General features: G+C 69.8%; 13 protein-coding genes and 1 riboswitch. Of the genes, 6 read left to right on the forward strand and 7 right to left on the reverse strand.

The genetic code is table 11. The annotated features are described in order from the left end of the window. The 5 genes from ACIBAD_RS05760 to ACIBAD_RS05780 form a co-directional block, all read right to left on the reverse strand. Positions 1 to 285, reverse strand: a 285-nt coding sequence (locus ACIBAD_RS05760; RefSeq protein WP_398905402.1) for a helix-turn-helix domain-containing protein, incomplete at its 3' end; no start/stop codon positions are given. A 69-nt stretch (positions 286 to 354) separates the two neighbouring features. Beyond that, positions 355 to 1,866 carry a glycoside hydrolase family 3 protein gene (locus ACIBAD_RS05765; RefSeq protein ID WP_398904806.1) on the reverse strand — a complete coding sequence of 504 codons (1,512 nt, stop codon included), beginning with the start codon at positions 1,864 to 1,866 and terminating at the stop codon, positions 355 to 357. A gap of 7 nt (positions 1,867 to 1,873) precedes the next feature. Next, positions 1,874 to 2,692: a carbohydrate ABC transporter permease gene (locus ACIBAD_RS05770; protein ID WP_398905405.1), complete on the reverse strand. Its 819-nt coding sequence runs from the start codon at positions 2,690 to 2,692 to the stop codon at positions 1,874 to 1,876. Between the two features lie 50 nt (positions 2,693 to 2,742). Further along, positions 2,743 to 3,759 (reverse strand): carbohydrate ABC transporter permease, encoded by a 1,017-nt coding sequence (locus ACIBAD_RS05775; RefSeq protein ID WP_398904808.1) that lies wholly within the window; start codon positions 3,757 to 3,759, stop codon positions 2,743 to 2,745. A 104-nt stretch (positions 3,760 to 3,863) separates the two neighbouring features. Next, on the reverse strand, positions 3,864 to 5,147 hold the full coding sequence (locus ACIBAD_RS05780) for an extracellular solute-binding protein (protein ID WP_398904810.1): 1,284 nt from the start codon (positions 5,145 to 5,147) through the stop codon (positions 3,864 to 3,866). A 291-nt stretch (positions 5,148 to 5,438) separates the two neighbouring features. Between ACIBAD_RS05780 and ACIBAD_RS05785 the strand changes: the two genes are divergently transcribed. From ACIBAD_RS05785 to ACIBAD_RS05795, 3 genes are all read left to right on the forward strand, one after another. Beyond that, positions 5,439 to 6,203, forward strand: coding sequence for a GntR family transcriptional regulator (locus tag ACIBAD_RS05785; RefSeq protein WP_398904812.1), 765 nt, complete (start codon positions 5,439 to 5,441; stop codon positions 6,201 to 6,203). 201 nt (positions 6,204 to 6,404) lie between these two features. Then, on the forward strand, positions 6,405 to 8,558 hold the full coding sequence (locus ACIBAD_RS05790) for a carbon starvation CstA family protein (RefSeq protein ID WP_398904814.1): 2,154 nt from the start codon (positions 6,405 to 6,407) through the stop codon (positions 8,556 to 8,558). After that, on the forward strand, positions 8,555 to 8,752 hold the full coding sequence (locus tag ACIBAD_RS05795; protein WP_134071368.1) for a YbdD/YjiX family protein: 198 nt from the start codon (positions 8,555 to 8,557) through the stop codon (positions 8,750 to 8,752). Before ACIBAD_RS05790 ends, ACIBAD_RS05795 begins: the two co-directional genes overlap by 4 nt. A 55-nt stretch (positions 8,753 to 8,807) precedes the next feature. On the opposite strand, the gene ACIBAD_RS05800 is transcribed toward ACIBAD_RS05795, so the two are convergent. Continuing rightward, on the reverse strand, positions 8,808 to 9,392 hold the full coding sequence (locus ACIBAD_RS05800; RefSeq protein WP_134071370.1) for a Uma2 family endonuclease: 585 nt from the start codon (positions 9,390 to 9,392) through the stop codon (positions 8,808 to 8,810). 77 nt (positions 9,393 to 9,469) lie between these two features. On the opposite strand from ACIBAD_RS05800, the gene ACIBAD_RS05805 reads away from it, so the two are divergent. The 3 genes from ACIBAD_RS05805 to ACIBAD_RS05815 all read left to right on the forward strand — a co-directional run bounded on the left by ACIBAD_RS05805 (position 9,470) and on the right by ACIBAD_RS05815 (position 13,698). Then, the gene (locus ACIBAD_RS05805; RefSeq protein WP_134071372.1) at positions 9,470 to 9,970 is read left to right on the forward strand and encodes a GNAT family N-acetyltransferase; all 501 of its coding nucleotides are present in this window, start codon (positions 9,470 to 9,472) and stop codon (positions 9,968 to 9,970) included. A gap of 34 nt (positions 9,971 to 10,004) precedes the next feature. After that, a riboswitch (cobalamin riboswitch) is annotated at positions 10,005 to 10,146 on the forward strand. A gap of 139 nt (positions 10,147 to 10,285) precedes the next feature. Next, entirely contained in the window at positions 10,286 to 12,685 is a 2,400-nt protein-coding gene (locus ACIBAD_RS05810) for a ribonucleoside-diphosphate reductase subunit alpha (protein ID WP_398904818.1), read from the forward strand. Further along, on the forward strand, positions 12,685 to 13,698 hold the full coding sequence (locus ACIBAD_RS05815; protein ID WP_134071377.1) for a ribonucleotide-diphosphate reductase subunit beta: 1,014 nt from the start codon (positions 12,685 to 12,687) through the stop codon (positions 13,696 to 13,698). Before ACIBAD_RS05810 ends, ACIBAD_RS05815 begins: the two co-directional genes overlap by 1 nt. Before the next feature lie 73 nt (positions 13,699 to 13,771). Here the strand turns inward: ACIBAD_RS05815 and def are convergent, their stop codons facing one another. Next, positions 13,772 to 14,407, reverse strand: coding sequence for a peptide deformylase (gene def, locus ACIBAD_RS05820; protein WP_134071379.1), 636 nt, complete (start codon positions 14,405 to 14,407; stop codon positions 13,772 to 13,774). Positions 14,408 to 14,450 lie beyond the last annotated feature (43 nt).

Genomic DNA, 14,450 nt, shown 5'->3' on the forward strand with positions numbered 1-14,450 from the left:
TGTCTCCTCAAGCGTCTTGACGATCACCCGCTCGACATCCGCATCGGTGATCTTTCGTGGGACGCCTGGACGCGGGTCGTCGCACAAGCCGTCCATTCCCCGCTCGATGAAGCGGCGCCGCCAGGTGCGGACCGTGTCCGGAGTGATCCGCAGCCGACGGGAGACCTCCATGATCGAGTGGCCTTCGGCGCACTCCAGCACGATCCGCGACCGCTGGGCCAGAGCCTGGGCCGTCGTCCGGCGACGCACCCAGCCCTCCAGCACGGCCCGCTGGGCATCGGTCACCGACAACGGCGGAATCTTCGGACCCGGACGACTCATACCCAACCAACGATGAATCTTCGACTCAGGTCACTAGACCCCCGCGATGATCTCCGCGGCAGCGGCGCCGCAAACGCGGGAGGCTCCGTGCGTCGCGATGTGCAGGGCTCCGCGGGGGGTGGCCCGGGGGACGCCCATCTCCACCACCACCGTGTCCGGGCGGGCTGCGATCAGGGTGTCCAGGGCCTGCGCCATCCACGGGTGGCGGTGCTCGTCGCGGACCACGGCGACCACCGTACGGCTGCCCGCCGCCGCGAGGACGGCCGCCGCCTCGGCGCCCTCCGCGTAGACGCCCGAGTCGGTGCCCGGTACCAGCGCGGCCAGTTCCGCGGCCACGCCCCACGGGGTCTCGTCGCCCACCGCGATGTTCGCGACGGGTGCGAGCGTGGCGACGTACAGGGGGTTCACCACCGGCGCCGCGGTGCCCGTCACGGCCACCGCGCGGCGGGCCGCCGCCAGGCCGATGCCGGGCGCGCTCCCCTCCTGCGGCGCGCCCGGCGCGGCGGCGGCCCGGGCCTGCCGGGTCCATGAGGCCAGCGCCCGTACCCGGGCGGCGGCGTCGGCGAGCCGCTCCGCCGGGAGCGCGCCCTCCCGCACGGCCGCCACCAGGGCGTCGCGCAGCCGCAGCACGGTGGCCTCGTCCGCGAGCCCGCCGCCGACGCAGATCGCGTCGGCGCCGGCCGCGATGGCGAGGACCGAGCCGCGCTCGATGCCGTACGTGCCGGCGATGGCGTTCATCTCCATGCCGTCGGTGACGATCAGGCCCTCGTAGCCGAGCTCCTTGCGCAGCAGCCCGGTCAGGATCTGCGGGCTGAGGGTGGCGGGGCGGGTCGGGTCCAGGGCGGGCACCAGGATGTGGGCGCTCATCACGGCCTTGGTGCCGGCCTCGATGGCCGCCTTGAACGGGACCAGTTCGCGGGCCACCAGCGTGTCCAGGTCCACGTCGATGCGCGGCAGGGCGTGGTGGGAGTCGACGTTGGTGTCGCCGTGGCCCGGGAAGTGCTTGGTGCACGCGGCGACGCCGGCGGCCTGGAGGCCCTCGACGTACGCGGCGGTGTGCCGGGCGGCGAGGTGGGTGTCCGCGCCGAAGGAACGGACGCCGATCACCGGGTTGTCCGGGTTGGAATTGACGTCGGCGGACGGCGCCCAGTTGAGGTTGACCCCGCACTCGGCGAGGCGGCGGCCCAGCTCGCGGGCGACGTCCCGGGTGAGGCCGGTGTCGTCGACGGCGCCGAGGGCCAGGTTGCCGGGGAAGGAGGATCCGCCCCGGACCTCCAGGCGGGTCACGTCGCCGCCCTCCTCGTCGATGGCGACGAGGACGTCTTCGCGCTCGGCGCGCAGCTGCGCGGTGAGCGCGGCGAGCTGCTCGGGCGAGGCGATGTTGCGGCCGAACAAGCCGACGGCGGTGAGCCCTTCGCCGACCCGGCGGAGCAGCCAGGCGGGGGCGGTGGTGCCCTCGAAGCCGGGCTGGAGGACCGCGAGGGCGTCGCGGGTCAGCTCATCGTTCGCATCGGACGCGGTGATGCCGTGCGCAAGGACGGTCATGGTGGCGTTATCCCTTCACCGCGCCGGCGGTCATGCCGCCGACGGCCTTGCGCTGGAGGAAGACGAAGATCACCAGGACCGGGACCGCGAACAGCGAGGACGCGGCCATGGTGGCGCCCCAGTCGTTGCCGAAGGCGGTCTGGAACTGGGTCAGCCACAGGGGCAGGGTCTGGGCGGTCTTGTCCTTGTTGAGGATGAGGACCATCGCGAACTCGTTCCAGGCGGTGATGAAGCCGAAGAGCGAGGTGGACATCAGACCGGGGGCGAGCAGCGGGAAGATCACTTTTCGGAAGGCCTGGCCGCGGGTGCAGCCGTCGATCTGGGCGGCCTCCTCGAGCGTCACCGGGACGGCGGCGATGAAGCCGCGCACGGTCCAGATGGTGAAGGGCAGGACCATCACGAAGTAGATCGCGGTGAGCAGCGGGAGGCTGTTCAGCATCTCGGCGTCGCGGGCGATCATGTACATCGCGATGACCATGACCTCCCAGGGGGCCATCTGCGCCATCATCACGCCGAGTACGAGGCCCTTGCGGCCCTTGAACTTCATACGGGCGATGGCGAAGCTCGCGGCGAGGGCCACGACCAGGGCCAGGGCGACGGCGCCGACGGTGACGAGCAGGCTGTTCGTCACGTACGTCCAGAACAGCTCGACACCGGTGGCCTTGGTGAAGTTGTCCAGCGTCGGGGTGAAGACGAAGACGGGGTCCTTGGAGAGGATCTGCCCGGACGGTTTGAGGGCCGAGGAGAACATCCAGTAGACCGGGAAGACGAAGACCACGGCCACGACGAGCGCGCCCAGGTTCTTCGCCACCGTTGCGGGCCGCAGCGGGCGGCGCTTGCGCAGCTGCTGCGCGGGCTTCGGGGCGGTGGTGGTGCTCACTGCTCCTCCTCCTGCTTCAGGATCAGGCGGAAGTAGAAGGACATGACGATCACGAGCATCACGATCGTCAGGACGGAGATCGCTGCCGCGAGCGCGTAGTGGCCCTGGCTCTGGCCCTCGACGAAGGCGAAGACGGGCAGGGTCTCGGAGGCGCGGTCGGGGCCGCCGCGGTTCATCGCGTACACCTGGGTGAAGGCCTTGAAGACCCAGATCACCTCAAGGAACGTGGTGACGGTGAAGAACGGCTTGAGGTTCGGGAAGACGACCTGCCAGAACGTCTGCCAGCCGTTCGCGCCGTCCATCCGCGCGGCCTCGTAGAGCTCGCCGCTGACGGTGGTCAGGCCGGCGTACATGTTGAGGGCGACGAAGGGGACGGAGCCCCAGACCACCAGGACCGTGACGATCACCAGGGTGGAGAGGCCTGACTCGAACCAGTTGTGCTGCTCGTAGCCGGAGAAGCCGAGCGTGCGCATGACCCAGTTCATGACGCCGAACTGCTCGTCGAACAGCCACTGGAAGACGGTGACGGACGCGACGATCGGCATGGCCCAGGCCATCACCAGGGCCATCGACAGGACCAGTCGCATCCCCTTGCCGAGGCGGTTCAGCAGGATGCCGACGAGGCTGCCGATCAGCATGATCAGTGCGACGTTGGCCGCGGTGAAGGCGAAGGTGCGTACGACGACGGTCCAGAAGTGCGCGTCGCCCAGCAGCTGGGTGTAGTTCCCCACCCCGTTGAAGGGTGCCTTCCGCTGGATGAACTCGATCTTGTCGACCTTCTGGAACGACAGGATCACGTTCTTGACCAGCGGGTACAGCAGCAGCGTGGCCAGGCTGAGGACCGCGGGCCCGATCAGGAGGTACGGCAGCCAGCCCGCGGGAAGCGGCTTTCTGCCCCGGCGCGGAGCCGACGGAGCGGCCCCCTTCGTGGTGGGCGGCGTCTGCTGCCCACCGGCGGACTTCGGTGGTGCGTCCTGTGGAGCGGTCACCGCTCCCTGGGAGTGCACGGTCATGTCTTGGTTACCTCGGCTGCGGTCGGGCGTCGCACAGGTCGGTCAATGCGCGACCGGGGGTGCGGCGGGCGCGTGGGCGCCGGCCGCACCCCCGGTGCTACGTGCTACTTGTTGATGCGGCTCGCGATTTCCTTGTCCGCGTCCGCACCCGCCTTGGCGGCGTCCTCACCCTTCAGGACCTTGGTCATGAACTCCTTGAGCGGGTTGGGCTCGGTCTCTACGTTCGCCCAGCCCGGGGTGACCGGCGTGATGCGGCCGTTGACGCCGCCCTTGCCCATGGCCTCGGCGAAGGAGCCCGCGGCGGGGGTGAAGTTCGCGGCGGCCTGGTTCGGGAGCAGCGCGCCCTTGGTCTCGGCGGCGTACTTCGTCATCTGGTCCTTGCCGGCGGCCAGCGCCAGCCACTCCTTGGCGAGCTCCTTGTTCTTGGAGCGCTCGGCGACGGCGAGGTTCGAGCCGCCGAGGAAGACGGTGCCGGGCTTGTCGGCGGTCTTGCCCGGGATCGGGAAGTACCCGAAGTCGGCTTCCTTGCCCGCGTCCTTGAGTGCCTTCTCCGCACCGCCGGCCTCCCAGCCGAGACCGATCCAGGAGGCGACGCCGCCCTTGGGAACGACGTCGGTGGACTGCTGCGGGGTGGCCTCGTCCTTGTCCTTGGGGGCGGTGGAGTACGCCTGGAGCTTCTTGTAGAACTCCATCGCGGACGCGGCCTGGGGGGTGCCGAGGCCGCCCTTCCACTTGTCGCCGTCCTTGACGGCGAGGTCGCCGCCCTCGTCCCAGATGAACCCGGCGAGGACGTACCAGCTCTGGCCCGGGAGGTAGATGGGCTGCGAGGCGGGGTCGGCGGCCTTCAACTTGTCGAGGCCGGCGATCCACTCGTCGCGGGTGGTCGGCGGGGTGACCCCGGCCTTGGCGAAGGCCTTCTTGTCGTACACGACGACGCGGTTGGCCGCGTACCAGGGGGCGGAGTAGAGCTTGCCGTCGTACTCGGCCGAGGCGAGCATGCTCTTCTGCCAGGCGTCGGAGCCGAGCTTGGCCTTGTCCTTGGTCAGGTCGGCGAGGCCGCCGGTGACCGCGTAGCCGGCGGTCTGGGTGTTGCCGAGCTCAAGGACGTCCGGCGGGGTGTTCTCGGAGAGGGCGGTGGTGACCTTCTCCTGGATGCCCTTCCACTGCTGCTCTTCGACCTTGACCGTGACACCCGGGTGCTTGGCCGAGAACTCCGCGTTGACCGCGTCGATCCAGGCCTTGGGCGCGGAGCCGTCCATCACCCAGACAGTGATCTCCTTGGCGCCGCCCGCGTCGGTCTTCCCCTTGTCGTCGCCGCCGTTGCCGCACGCCGCGACACCGACCATCATGCCCGCGACACTGACCGCCGCGATGAGCTTGCGCTTCACGCCACCCTCCTCAGGGATGCTGCCTGCAACTTCCCTCGCCCGCCGCGGTGACATGCACCAAGTACTGCCCGTGGGGCCGGGATCTGATCCATATTGGTTTAGACCAGCAACCGGAGCTTGGCCTAGACCTTTAGGGGTGTCAAGGGTCTAATGAGCGGGTGATCGGTCCGTTACCGGACCGACACCTGGGGGAGGGAGGAGGCCTGTCCTCCCACCCGTGTCACGATGTGACCGCACATATCGGAGGAGCCGGTGACGGCAGTGAAACTGGAGTCGGGAAGGCGGGCGGCGATGTCCACCGAAGGGGCGACCACCGAGCCGGAAGGCGGGGCAGCCACTCGCACGGCGCGGGTGCCCAAGTACTACCGACTCAAGCGGCACTTGCTCGACATGACCGAGACGCTGCCCCCGGGCACGCCGGTACCGCCGGAGCGCACGCTCGCGACCGAATTCGACACCTCCCGGACCACCGTGCGCCAGGCACTCCAGGAGCTCGTCGTCGAGGGCCGACTGGAGCGCATTCAGGGCAAAGGCACCTTTGTCGCGAAACCGAAGGTCTCCCAGCCGCTCCAACTGTCCTCGTACACGGAGGACATGCGGGCCCAAGGGCTGGAGCCCACCTCCCAACTCCTCGACATCGGCTACGTGACGGCCGACGACACCCTGGCCGGACTGCTCAAGATCGCCACGGGCGGCCGGGTGCTGCGCATCGAGCGGCTGCGCCTCGCGAGCGGCGAGCCGATGGCCATCGAGACCACCCACCTCTCGGCCAAGCGCTTCCCGGCACTGCGCCGGTCGCTGGCCAAGTACACCTCCCTCTACACCGCCCTGGCCGAGGTGTACGACGTACGGCTCGCGGAGGCCGAGGAGACGATCGAGACCTCCCTGGCAACCCCGCGCGAGGCGGGGCTGCTGGGCACCGACGTCGGCCTGCCGATGCTGATGCTCTCCCGCCACTCGCTCGACGCCGACGGCGAACCCGTCGAGTGGGTGCGGTCGGTGTACCGCGGCGATCGTTACAAGTTCGTGGCGCGACTCCAGCGCCCCGCCGTCTGATTCGTAGTTGACTCTCGTTCCGCTATACGGACGGGGGCTTACGTTCACCGGGCGGGCCCCCGTAGATTCCCTGCGCTTACGCAGATGATCAACGAGGGGACGAGGATCATGCCGGAACCGGAAGCAACAGGTACGGAACGGAACGCGGCGAGTCCGGGCACGGAGGCGGACTCGCCTTCCGCATCAGGGAGCTCGGGAGGCATGAACCCGAAGTCCGTCGCCGCCTGGGTGCTCGTCGCCCTCGTCGGGGCCCTCGGCTGGGGCATCCTCGCCCTCTCCCGCGGCGAGGAGATCTCGGCCGCCTGGCTGCTCGCCGCAGCGCTGGGCTCGTACGCCATCGGCTACCGCTTCTACGCGCGCTTCATCGCCGACCGGGTCCTGAAGACCGACAAGACGCGGGCCACCCCCGCCGAACGCCTTGACAACGGTGTCGACTTCCACCCGACCGACCGCCGCGTGCTGTTCGGCCACCACTTCGCCGCCGTCGCCGGCGCCGGCCCGCTGGTCGGCCCCGTGCTCGCCGCGCAGATGGGCTACCTGCCGGGCACCATCTGGATCGTCGCAGGCGTCATCTTCGCGGGCGCCGTCCAGGACATGGTCACCCTCTTCTTCTCCACCCGCCGCGACGGGCGCTCGCTCGGACAGATGGCCCGGGACGAGATCGGCCCGGTCGGCGGAGCCGCCGCACTGGTCGCCGTGTTCGCCATCATGATCATCCTGCTGGCCGTGCTCGCCCTGGTCATCGTCAACGCGCTGGCGCACTCCCCCTGGGGCGTCTTCTCCATCGGCATGACCATCCCGATCGCCCTCTTCATGGGCTTCTACCTGCGCGTGCTGCGCCCCGGCCGGGTCACCGAGATCTCCGTCATCGGCGTCGCGCTGCTGCTGCTCGCCATCGTCGCGGGCGGCTGGGTCGCCGACTCCTCGCTGGCGAGCACCTTCACGCTGGAAAAGGAGACGCTGGTCCTGTGGATGGTGGCCTACGGGTTCATCGCCTCGGTGCTGCCGGTGTGGATGCTCCTCGCCCCCCGCGACTACCTCTCCACCTTCATGAAGGTCGGCACCATCGCACTGCTCGCCGTGGGCGTGGTCGTGGCGATGCCGACGCTGAAGATGCCCGCGGTCACCGACTTCGCCGCCCGCGGGGACGGTCCGGTGTTCGCCGGGTCGATGTTCCCGTTCGTCTTCATCACCATCGCCTGCGGGGCCCTGTCCGGCTTCCACGCACTGGTCTCCTCGGGCACCACCCCGAAGATGATCCAGAAGGAGACCCAGGTCCGGGTCATCGGCTACGGCGCGATGCTCACCGAGTCCTTCGTCGCCGTCATGGCGATCATCGCGGCCTGCATCATCGAGCCCGGCCTGTTCTTCGCGGTCAACTCCCCCGCCGGTGTCATCGGGACCACGGTCGAGACCGCCTCGCAGGCCGTGACGAACTTCGGCTTCGCCATCTCGCCCGAGTTCCTCGCGCAGGCCGCGAAGGACGTCGAGGAGGCCAGCCTGCTGTCCCGTACGGGCGGGGCGCCGACGTTCGCACTCGGAATGTCGGAGATCTTCTCCTCCGTGGTCGGCGGCGCCGGGATGAAGGCGTTCTGGTACCACTTCGCGATCATGTTCGAGGCCCTGTTCATCCTGACCACCCTCGACGCGGGCACCCGGGTCGGCCGGTTCATGCTCCAGGACACCCTCGGCAACGTGCACAAGTCCTTCAAGGACGTGAGCTGGAAGCCGGGCGTGTGGCTGGCCAGCGCCGTGGTCGTGGGCGGCTGGGGCTACTTCCTGTGGGTCGGCATCAAGGACCCGCTCGGCGGCATCAACCAGCTGTTCCCGCTGTTCGGGATCGCGAACCAGCTGCTGGCGGCGGTGGCCCTGGCCGTGTGCACCACGCTGCTGGTCAAGTCCGGGCGGCTGAAGTGGGCCTGGGTGACCGGCGTCCCACTGGCCTGGGACGTGGCCGTCACCCTGACCGCGAGCTGGCAGAAGGTGTTCTCGGACGACGTGAAGGTCGGCTTCTTCGCGCAGCGCGACAAGTACCAGACCGGGATCGACGCCGGGAAGGTCCTGCCGCCCGCGAAGAACATGGGTGAGATGCACACGATCGTCACGAACGCCACGGTCGACGGCGTGCTGTCGGCGCTGTTCGCGATCCTGATCGTCATCGTGCTGCTGGACGCGGCGCGGACCTGCCTCAAGGCCGTCGCCGACCCCGAGGCAGTCCGGCTGTCCGAGGTCCCGTGGTCGGAGTCGAAGATCATCGCCCCGGCCGGGCTCATCGCCACCCCCGAGGAGCGGGCGGAGCTCGCCGCCGCCGGCCTGGACTCGGGCGGCGGCCGCGTGAAGGAGCCGGTGGCGTGAGCGGGGTCCGCGCGGCGCTGGCGAAGGCGCGGTTCTTCGTACGGGAGTTCTCGGGCGAGGCCGCGTACGACCGTTACGTCGCGCACGCCCGCGCGCACGACCCAGCGGCCGAGGTCCTGACCCGCCGCGCCTTCGAACGCGCCCGCACGGACTCGCGCGAGGCGGACCCCCGCGAGGGCTTCCGCTGCTGCTGACCGCATGCGAAGGGCCCCGCCGATCGTCGGCAGGGCCCTTCGCGTTGCGCGGGGGTCAGCGCACCCAGTCCTTGAGGGGCTCGGTGTGGAGAGTGATGCCGACGGGGTCGGGAAGCGCGATGTCCGTGCCGTACGGCACGATGTGGACGCTCTCGTACCGTCGGCCGTTGGGCTGACTGTAGACGGAGATCTCACACTTGGCCCGGTCGATCAACAGGTAGACCGGGATACTCGTCTCCGCGTAGGCGCGGGGCTTCTCGACATGGTCCCGCCGGTGGGTGTCCGAATCCCACGAGGTCACCTCGACAGCCATGAGGATCGGGGCGGGGTCGACCCAGTCGCCCTGGCCGACGAAGGCATCCGGATCCGCCAGCACCGCGTCGGGAATGGCCCGCCCCTCCCGGTACTCCTGTGCCTTGATCCCCTGCCCCGGATGCAGGAACAACTCGGGCCGCGACTGCATGCAGATCTTGAGCAGCCACTGAATGATCCGCCCGTGATCGCCGTCCGGCGTGGCCTTGCTCCTGATTGCCCCGTCGATGAACTCCAGCCGTGTCCCCTCCCGCTCGCGGGCGGCCATGCGCGCCACGGCTTCGAAGTCCTCGGTCAGCATGTGGGGCCGGTCTGTCATCACGGTCATGCCTCGCTCGCCTTCCTCGACGGTGCCGCCTCCGACGATAGCGCCGGGCACCGACAGCAGTCCCGCACACTCGATCCATGGACATCGTGATCAGAGAAGCGCTGGCGGCGGAGTACGGGACGCTCGGGGAGATCACCGCGCAGGCGTACCTCGGGGACGGGCTGCTCACCTTCGGCGAGGACGACCCGTACCTCACGCGGCTGCGGGACGTGGCCGGGCGGGCGCGCGACGGGGTGATACTCGTCGCCGCCGCGAGCGACGGACGGCTCCTCGGCGGCGTGGCGTTCGCCGCGCCCGGGAGCCCGCTGTGCGACATCGCCGTGGCCGGCGAGGCCGAGTTCCGGATGCTGGCCGTCGCCCGGGAGGGCCGCGGGCGGGGCGCCGGGGAGGCGCTCGTACGGGCCTGCATGGAGCGGGCGAGGGCCATCGAGGGCGTACGGCGCCTCGTTCTGTCCACCACGGACGACATGGTCGGAGCCCACCGGATCTACGAACGGCTCGGCTTCGTGCGCACGCCCGAACGGGACTGGGAGCCCGTTCCCGACCTCCCTCTGCTCACGTACGGTCTCGAACTGTAGCCACGCCGACACAACATCTAGGGGGTCGCGCAGGAAGCGGCCCCCACATGTATGCTCGTGCTCGCTGTCGTCGCAGGGGAATCCGGTGCGAATCCGGAACTGTCCCGCAACGGTATGAAGTACACCCATTGGTGTCACCGCAAGTCCGACGACCTGCCGACAGTGCGCCCGGCTCGACCGAACCGGGTGCCGATACGTCCGGGCCTCGCGGTTGGGCCGGTGGACGCCGCGCGGTGCTGCCCTGCCATGCCCGCACGCGCCCGCTCGCTCCGACGCCGCAGGTGTCCCGGAGCCGAGCGAGGGAGAGCTCCCCCCGTGACCATCGCGCCTTCCGCACCGCGCGCCGAGTCCGACCCGTCCGACACCGGAATCGAGACCGGGGGACCTGGGGCCGCACTGCTGCGTACCCTCACCGAGCTGACGGCCGACCTCCCCGACACCGACCCGGGCCGGGTCGCCGCCGCCGCGCTCCGCGGGCGCAGCGCCGCCGCCGACGAGGCCGAGCTGCGCGCCCTGGCCACGGAGGCCGCCGCCGGCCTGATCTCCGAGGACCCGGCGTACTCCCGGCTCGCCGCCCGGCTGTTGACGCTGGCGGTCGCCGAGGAAGCCGCGGGCCAAGGGGCCACCTCCTTCTCCTCCTCGGTCGCCGTCGGCCACCGCGAGGGCCTGATCGCCGACCGCACCGCCGAGTTCGTGGCGCTGCACGCGAGCCGTCTGGACGCGCTGGTCGAGCACACGCTCGCCGAGGGCGCCGACGACCGCTTCGGCTTCTTCGGCCTGCGCACCCTGCACAGCCGCTACCTGCTGCGCCACCCGATCACCCGCCAGGTCATCGAGACCCCGCAGCACTTCATGCTGCGCGTGGCGTGCGGCCTCGCCGAGAACGACACGGTCCAGGCCGTCGAGGAAGTGGCCTCGCTCTACCGGCTGATGAGCCGCCTCGACTACCTGCCGTCCTCCCCCACGCTCTTCAACTCCGGCACCCGGCACCCGCAGATGTCCTCCTGCTACCTGCTGGACTCCCCGCTGGACGAGCTCGACTCGATCTACGACCGCTACCACCAGGTCGCGCGCCTGTCGAAGCACGCCGGCGGCATCGGCCTCTCGTACTCGCGCATCCGCGCCCGCGGTTCGCTGATCCGCGGTACGAACGGCCACTCCAACGGCATCGTGCCGTTCCTGAAGACCCTCGACGCCTCCGTCGCCGCCGTGAACCAGGGCGGCCGCCGCAAGGGCGCCGCCGCCGTGTACCTGGAGACCTGGCACGCGGACATCGAGGAGTTCCTGGAGCTCCGCGACAACACCGGTGAGGACCAGCGCCGTACGCACAACCTGAACCTGGCGCACTGGGTGCCGGACGAGTTCATGCGCCGCGTCAACGCGGACGCCGACTGGTCGCTGTTCTCCCCGGCCGACGTGCCCGAGCTGGTCGACCTGTGGGGCGACGCGTTCGACGCCGCCTACCGCAAGGCCGAGGCGGCGGGCCTCGCCCGCAAGACCATGCCCGCCCGCGACCTGTACGGCCGGATGATGCGCACCCTCGCGCAGACCGGCCAGGGCTGGATGACCTTCAAGGACGCCTCCAACCGCACGGCGAACCAGACCGCCGAGCCGGGTACGGTCGTCCACTCCTCCAACCTCTGCACCGAGATCATCGAGGTCACCAACGACGGCGAGACGGCCGTCTGCAACCTCGGCTCGGTCAACATGGGCGCGTTCGTCATCGACACGGCGGACGGTCGCGACATCGACTGGGAGCGCCTGGACGAGACCGTCCGCACCGCGGTCACCTTCCTCGACCGCGTCGTGGACATCAACTTCTACCCGACCGAGCAGGCGGGCCGCTCCAACTCCCGCTGGCGGCCGGTAGGCCTGGGCGCGATGGGCCTCCAGGACGTCTTCTTCAAGATGAAGATGCCCTTCGACTCCCCCGAGGCGAAGGCCCTGTCCACCAAGCTCTCCGAGCGCATCATGCTGGCCGCGTACGAGGCCTCCTGCGACCTCGCCGAGCGCAGCGGACCGCTCCCGGCCTGGGAGCAGACCCGCACCGCCCGCGGCGTCCTGCACCCCGACCACTTCGACGTGGAGCTGAACTGGCCCGAGCGCTGGGACGCCCTGCGCGCCCGGATCGCGAAGTCCGGCATGCGCAACTCCCTGCTCCTCGCCATCGCCCCGACCGCGACGATCGCCTCCATCGCCGGCGTGTACGAGTGCATCGAGCCGCAGGTCTCCAACCTCTTCAAGCGCGAGACGCTGAGCGGTGAGTTCCTCCAGGTCAACGCCTACCTCGTGGAGGAGCTGAAGAAGCTCGGCGTGTGGGACGCGCAGACCCGTGAGGCGCTGCGCGAGGCCAGCGGCTCCGTCCAGGGCTTCGGCTGGATCCCGGCCGAGGTGCGCGAGCTGTACCGCACGGCGTGGGAGATCCCGCAGCGCGGTCTGATCGACATGGCGGCGGCCCGTACGCCGTTCCTCGACCAGGCGCAGTCGCTGAACCTGTTCCTGGAGACGCCCACCATCGGCAAGCTGTCGTCGATGTACGCGTACGCCTGGAAGCAGGGCCTGAAGACGACGTACTACCTGCGTTCCCGCCCGGCGACGAAGATCGCCCGCGCCGCGCAGGCGGCCACCCCCGTCGCACTGCCCCAGGCGGTCGCCGACGCCGAGGCGCTGGCCTGCTCCCTTGAGAACCCCGAGTCCTGCGAGGCCTGCCAGTAATGAGCTCCACCGACAAGAACCTCCTGGACCCGGGCTTCGAGCTCACGCTCCGCCCCATGCGCTACCCGGACTTCTACGAGCGCTACCGGGACGCGATCAAGAACACCTGGACCGTCGAGGAGGTCGACCTCCACTCGGACGTCGCCGACCTCGCGAAGCTGACGCCCGCCGAGCAGCACATGATCGGCCGCCTGGTCGCGTTCTTCGCGACGGGCGACTCGATCGTCTCGAACAACCTGGTGCTGACGCTCTACAAGCACATCAACTCCCCGGAGGCGCGCCTCTACCTGTCGCGCCAGCTGTTCGAGGAGGCCGTGCACGTCCAGTTCTACCTGACGCTGCTCGACACCTACCTGCCCGACCCGGACGACCGCGCGGCCGCCTTCGACGCCGTCGAGGAGATCCCGTCGATCCGCGAGAAGGCGCAGTTCTGCTTCAAGTGGATGGACTCGGTCGAGAAGATCGACCGGCTGGAGACGCAGGCCGACCGCCGCCGCTTCCTGCTGAACCTGATCTGCTTCGCCGCGTGCATCGAGGGCCTGTTCTTCTACGGCGCCTTCGCGTACGTGTACTGGTTCCGCTCGCGCGGCCTGCTGCACGGTCTGGCCACCGGCACCAACTGGGTGTTCCGCGACGAGACCATGCACATGAACTTCGCGTTCGAGGTCGTGGACACGGTCCGCAAGGAGGAGCCGGAGCTCTTCGACGACGCCCTCCAGCAGCAGGTCACCGACATGCTGAAGGAGGCCGTGGAGGCGGAGCTGCAGTTCGGCCGCGACCTGTGCGGTGACGGCCTGCCGGGCATGAACACCGAGTCGATGCGCGAGTACCTGGAGTGCGTCGCGGACGAGCGCCTGGTCCGCCTCGGCTTCCCGCCGGTGTACGGCTCGCAGAACCCGTTCTCCTTCATGGAGCTGCAGGGCGTCCAGGAGCTGACGAACTTCTTCGAGCGCCGCCCGTCGGCCTACCAGGTCGCGGTCGAGGGCACCGTCGACCTGGACGAGGACTTCTGAGCCGGAGGGCCAAAGGCAACGGGAGGGGCCCCGCACCGGATCTCCGGTGCGGGGCCCCTCCCGTTGCCTGCGACTACGCGTTCGGGACGGTCTCGTAGCGCGGGGTGCCCTCTTCCATCTGGCGGAGGGCGTCCTTGCGGTCCCGCTTCGAGAGGCGGTCGATGTACAGGTACCCGTACAGGTGGTCCGTCTCGTGCTGGAGGCAGCGCGCGAAGTAGCCCGTGCCGCGCACCTTGATCGGGTTGCCCTGCGCGTCCTGGCCGGTCACCTCGGCGTAGTCCGGGCGGGCCAGCGAGGCGTACGCGGTCGGCACCGACAGGCAGCCCTCGTTGGAGTCGTCCAGCACGCGGGAGCCGGCCGGCAGCTCCACCAGCTTCGGGTTGACCACGACCCCGGTGTGGCGCACGCCGTCGTCGTCCGGGCAGTCGTAGACGAAGACCTTGGCGTCCACGCCGATCTGGTTCGCGGCCAGGCCCACGCCCTCGGCGGCCTTCTGGCTGGCGAACATGTCGTCGATCAGCTGCGCCAGTTCGTCGCCGAACTCGGTGACGTCCTTGCACTCACGGTGCAGGACGGGGTTGCCGACCACCGTGATCGGGCGGGCGGTGCCGCGCTCGCGGTGGGCGAGCTCGCGCGCCTCACAGTCCTCGGTGTCCACGACGTACCCGTCGTTGACGTTCTCGACGACCTCGTTCTCCTGCTGCGCCATCTCCGCCGTACGCCTTCCGTAAGTCCACCCGTTCACAATGTGC

It is taken from the genome of Streptomyces sp. NPDC051109, from assembly GCF_044455885.1.
In the GTDB taxonomy this organism is placed as follows: domain Bacteria; phylum Actinomycetota; class Actinomycetes; order Streptomycetales; family Streptomycetaceae; genus Streptomyces.

What these genes read in the sequence shown, in the direction of transcription:
- ACIBAD_RS05765 (WP_398904806.1), bottom strand. Translation starts at nt 1,866, where the DNA reads ATGACCGTCCTTGCGCACGGCATCACCGCGTCCGATGCGAACGATGAG.
- ACIBAD_RS05775 (WP_398904808.1), bottom strand. Translation starts at nt 3,759, where the DNA reads ATGACCGTGCACTCCCAGGGAGCGGTGACCGCTCCACAGGACGCACCA.
- ACIBAD_RS05785 (WP_398904812.1), top strand. Translation starts at nt 5,439, where the DNA reads ATGTCCACCGAAGGGGCGACCACCGAGCCGGAAGGCGGGGCAGCCACT.
- ACIBAD_RS05790 (WP_398904814.1), top strand. Translation starts at nt 6,405, where the DNA reads ATGAACCCGAAGTCCGTCGCCGCCTGGGTGCTCGTCGCCCTCGTCGGG.
- ACIBAD_RS05800 (WP_134071370.1), bottom strand. Translation starts at nt 9,392, where the DNA reads ATGACCGTGATGACAGACCGGCCCCACATGCTGACCGAGGACTTCGAA.
- ACIBAD_RS05805 (WP_134071372.1), top strand. Translation starts at nt 9,470, where the DNA reads ATGGACATCGTGATCAGAGAAGCGCTGGCGGCGGAGTACGGGACGCTC.
- ACIBAD_RS05815 (WP_134071377.1), top strand. Translation starts at nt 12,685, where the DNA reads ATGAGCTCCACCGACAAGAACCTCCTGGACCCGGGCTTCGAGCTCACG.
- def (WP_134071379.1), bottom strand. Translation starts at nt 14,407, where the DNA reads ATGGCGCAGCAGGAGAACGAGGTCGTCGAGAACGTCAACGACGGGTAC.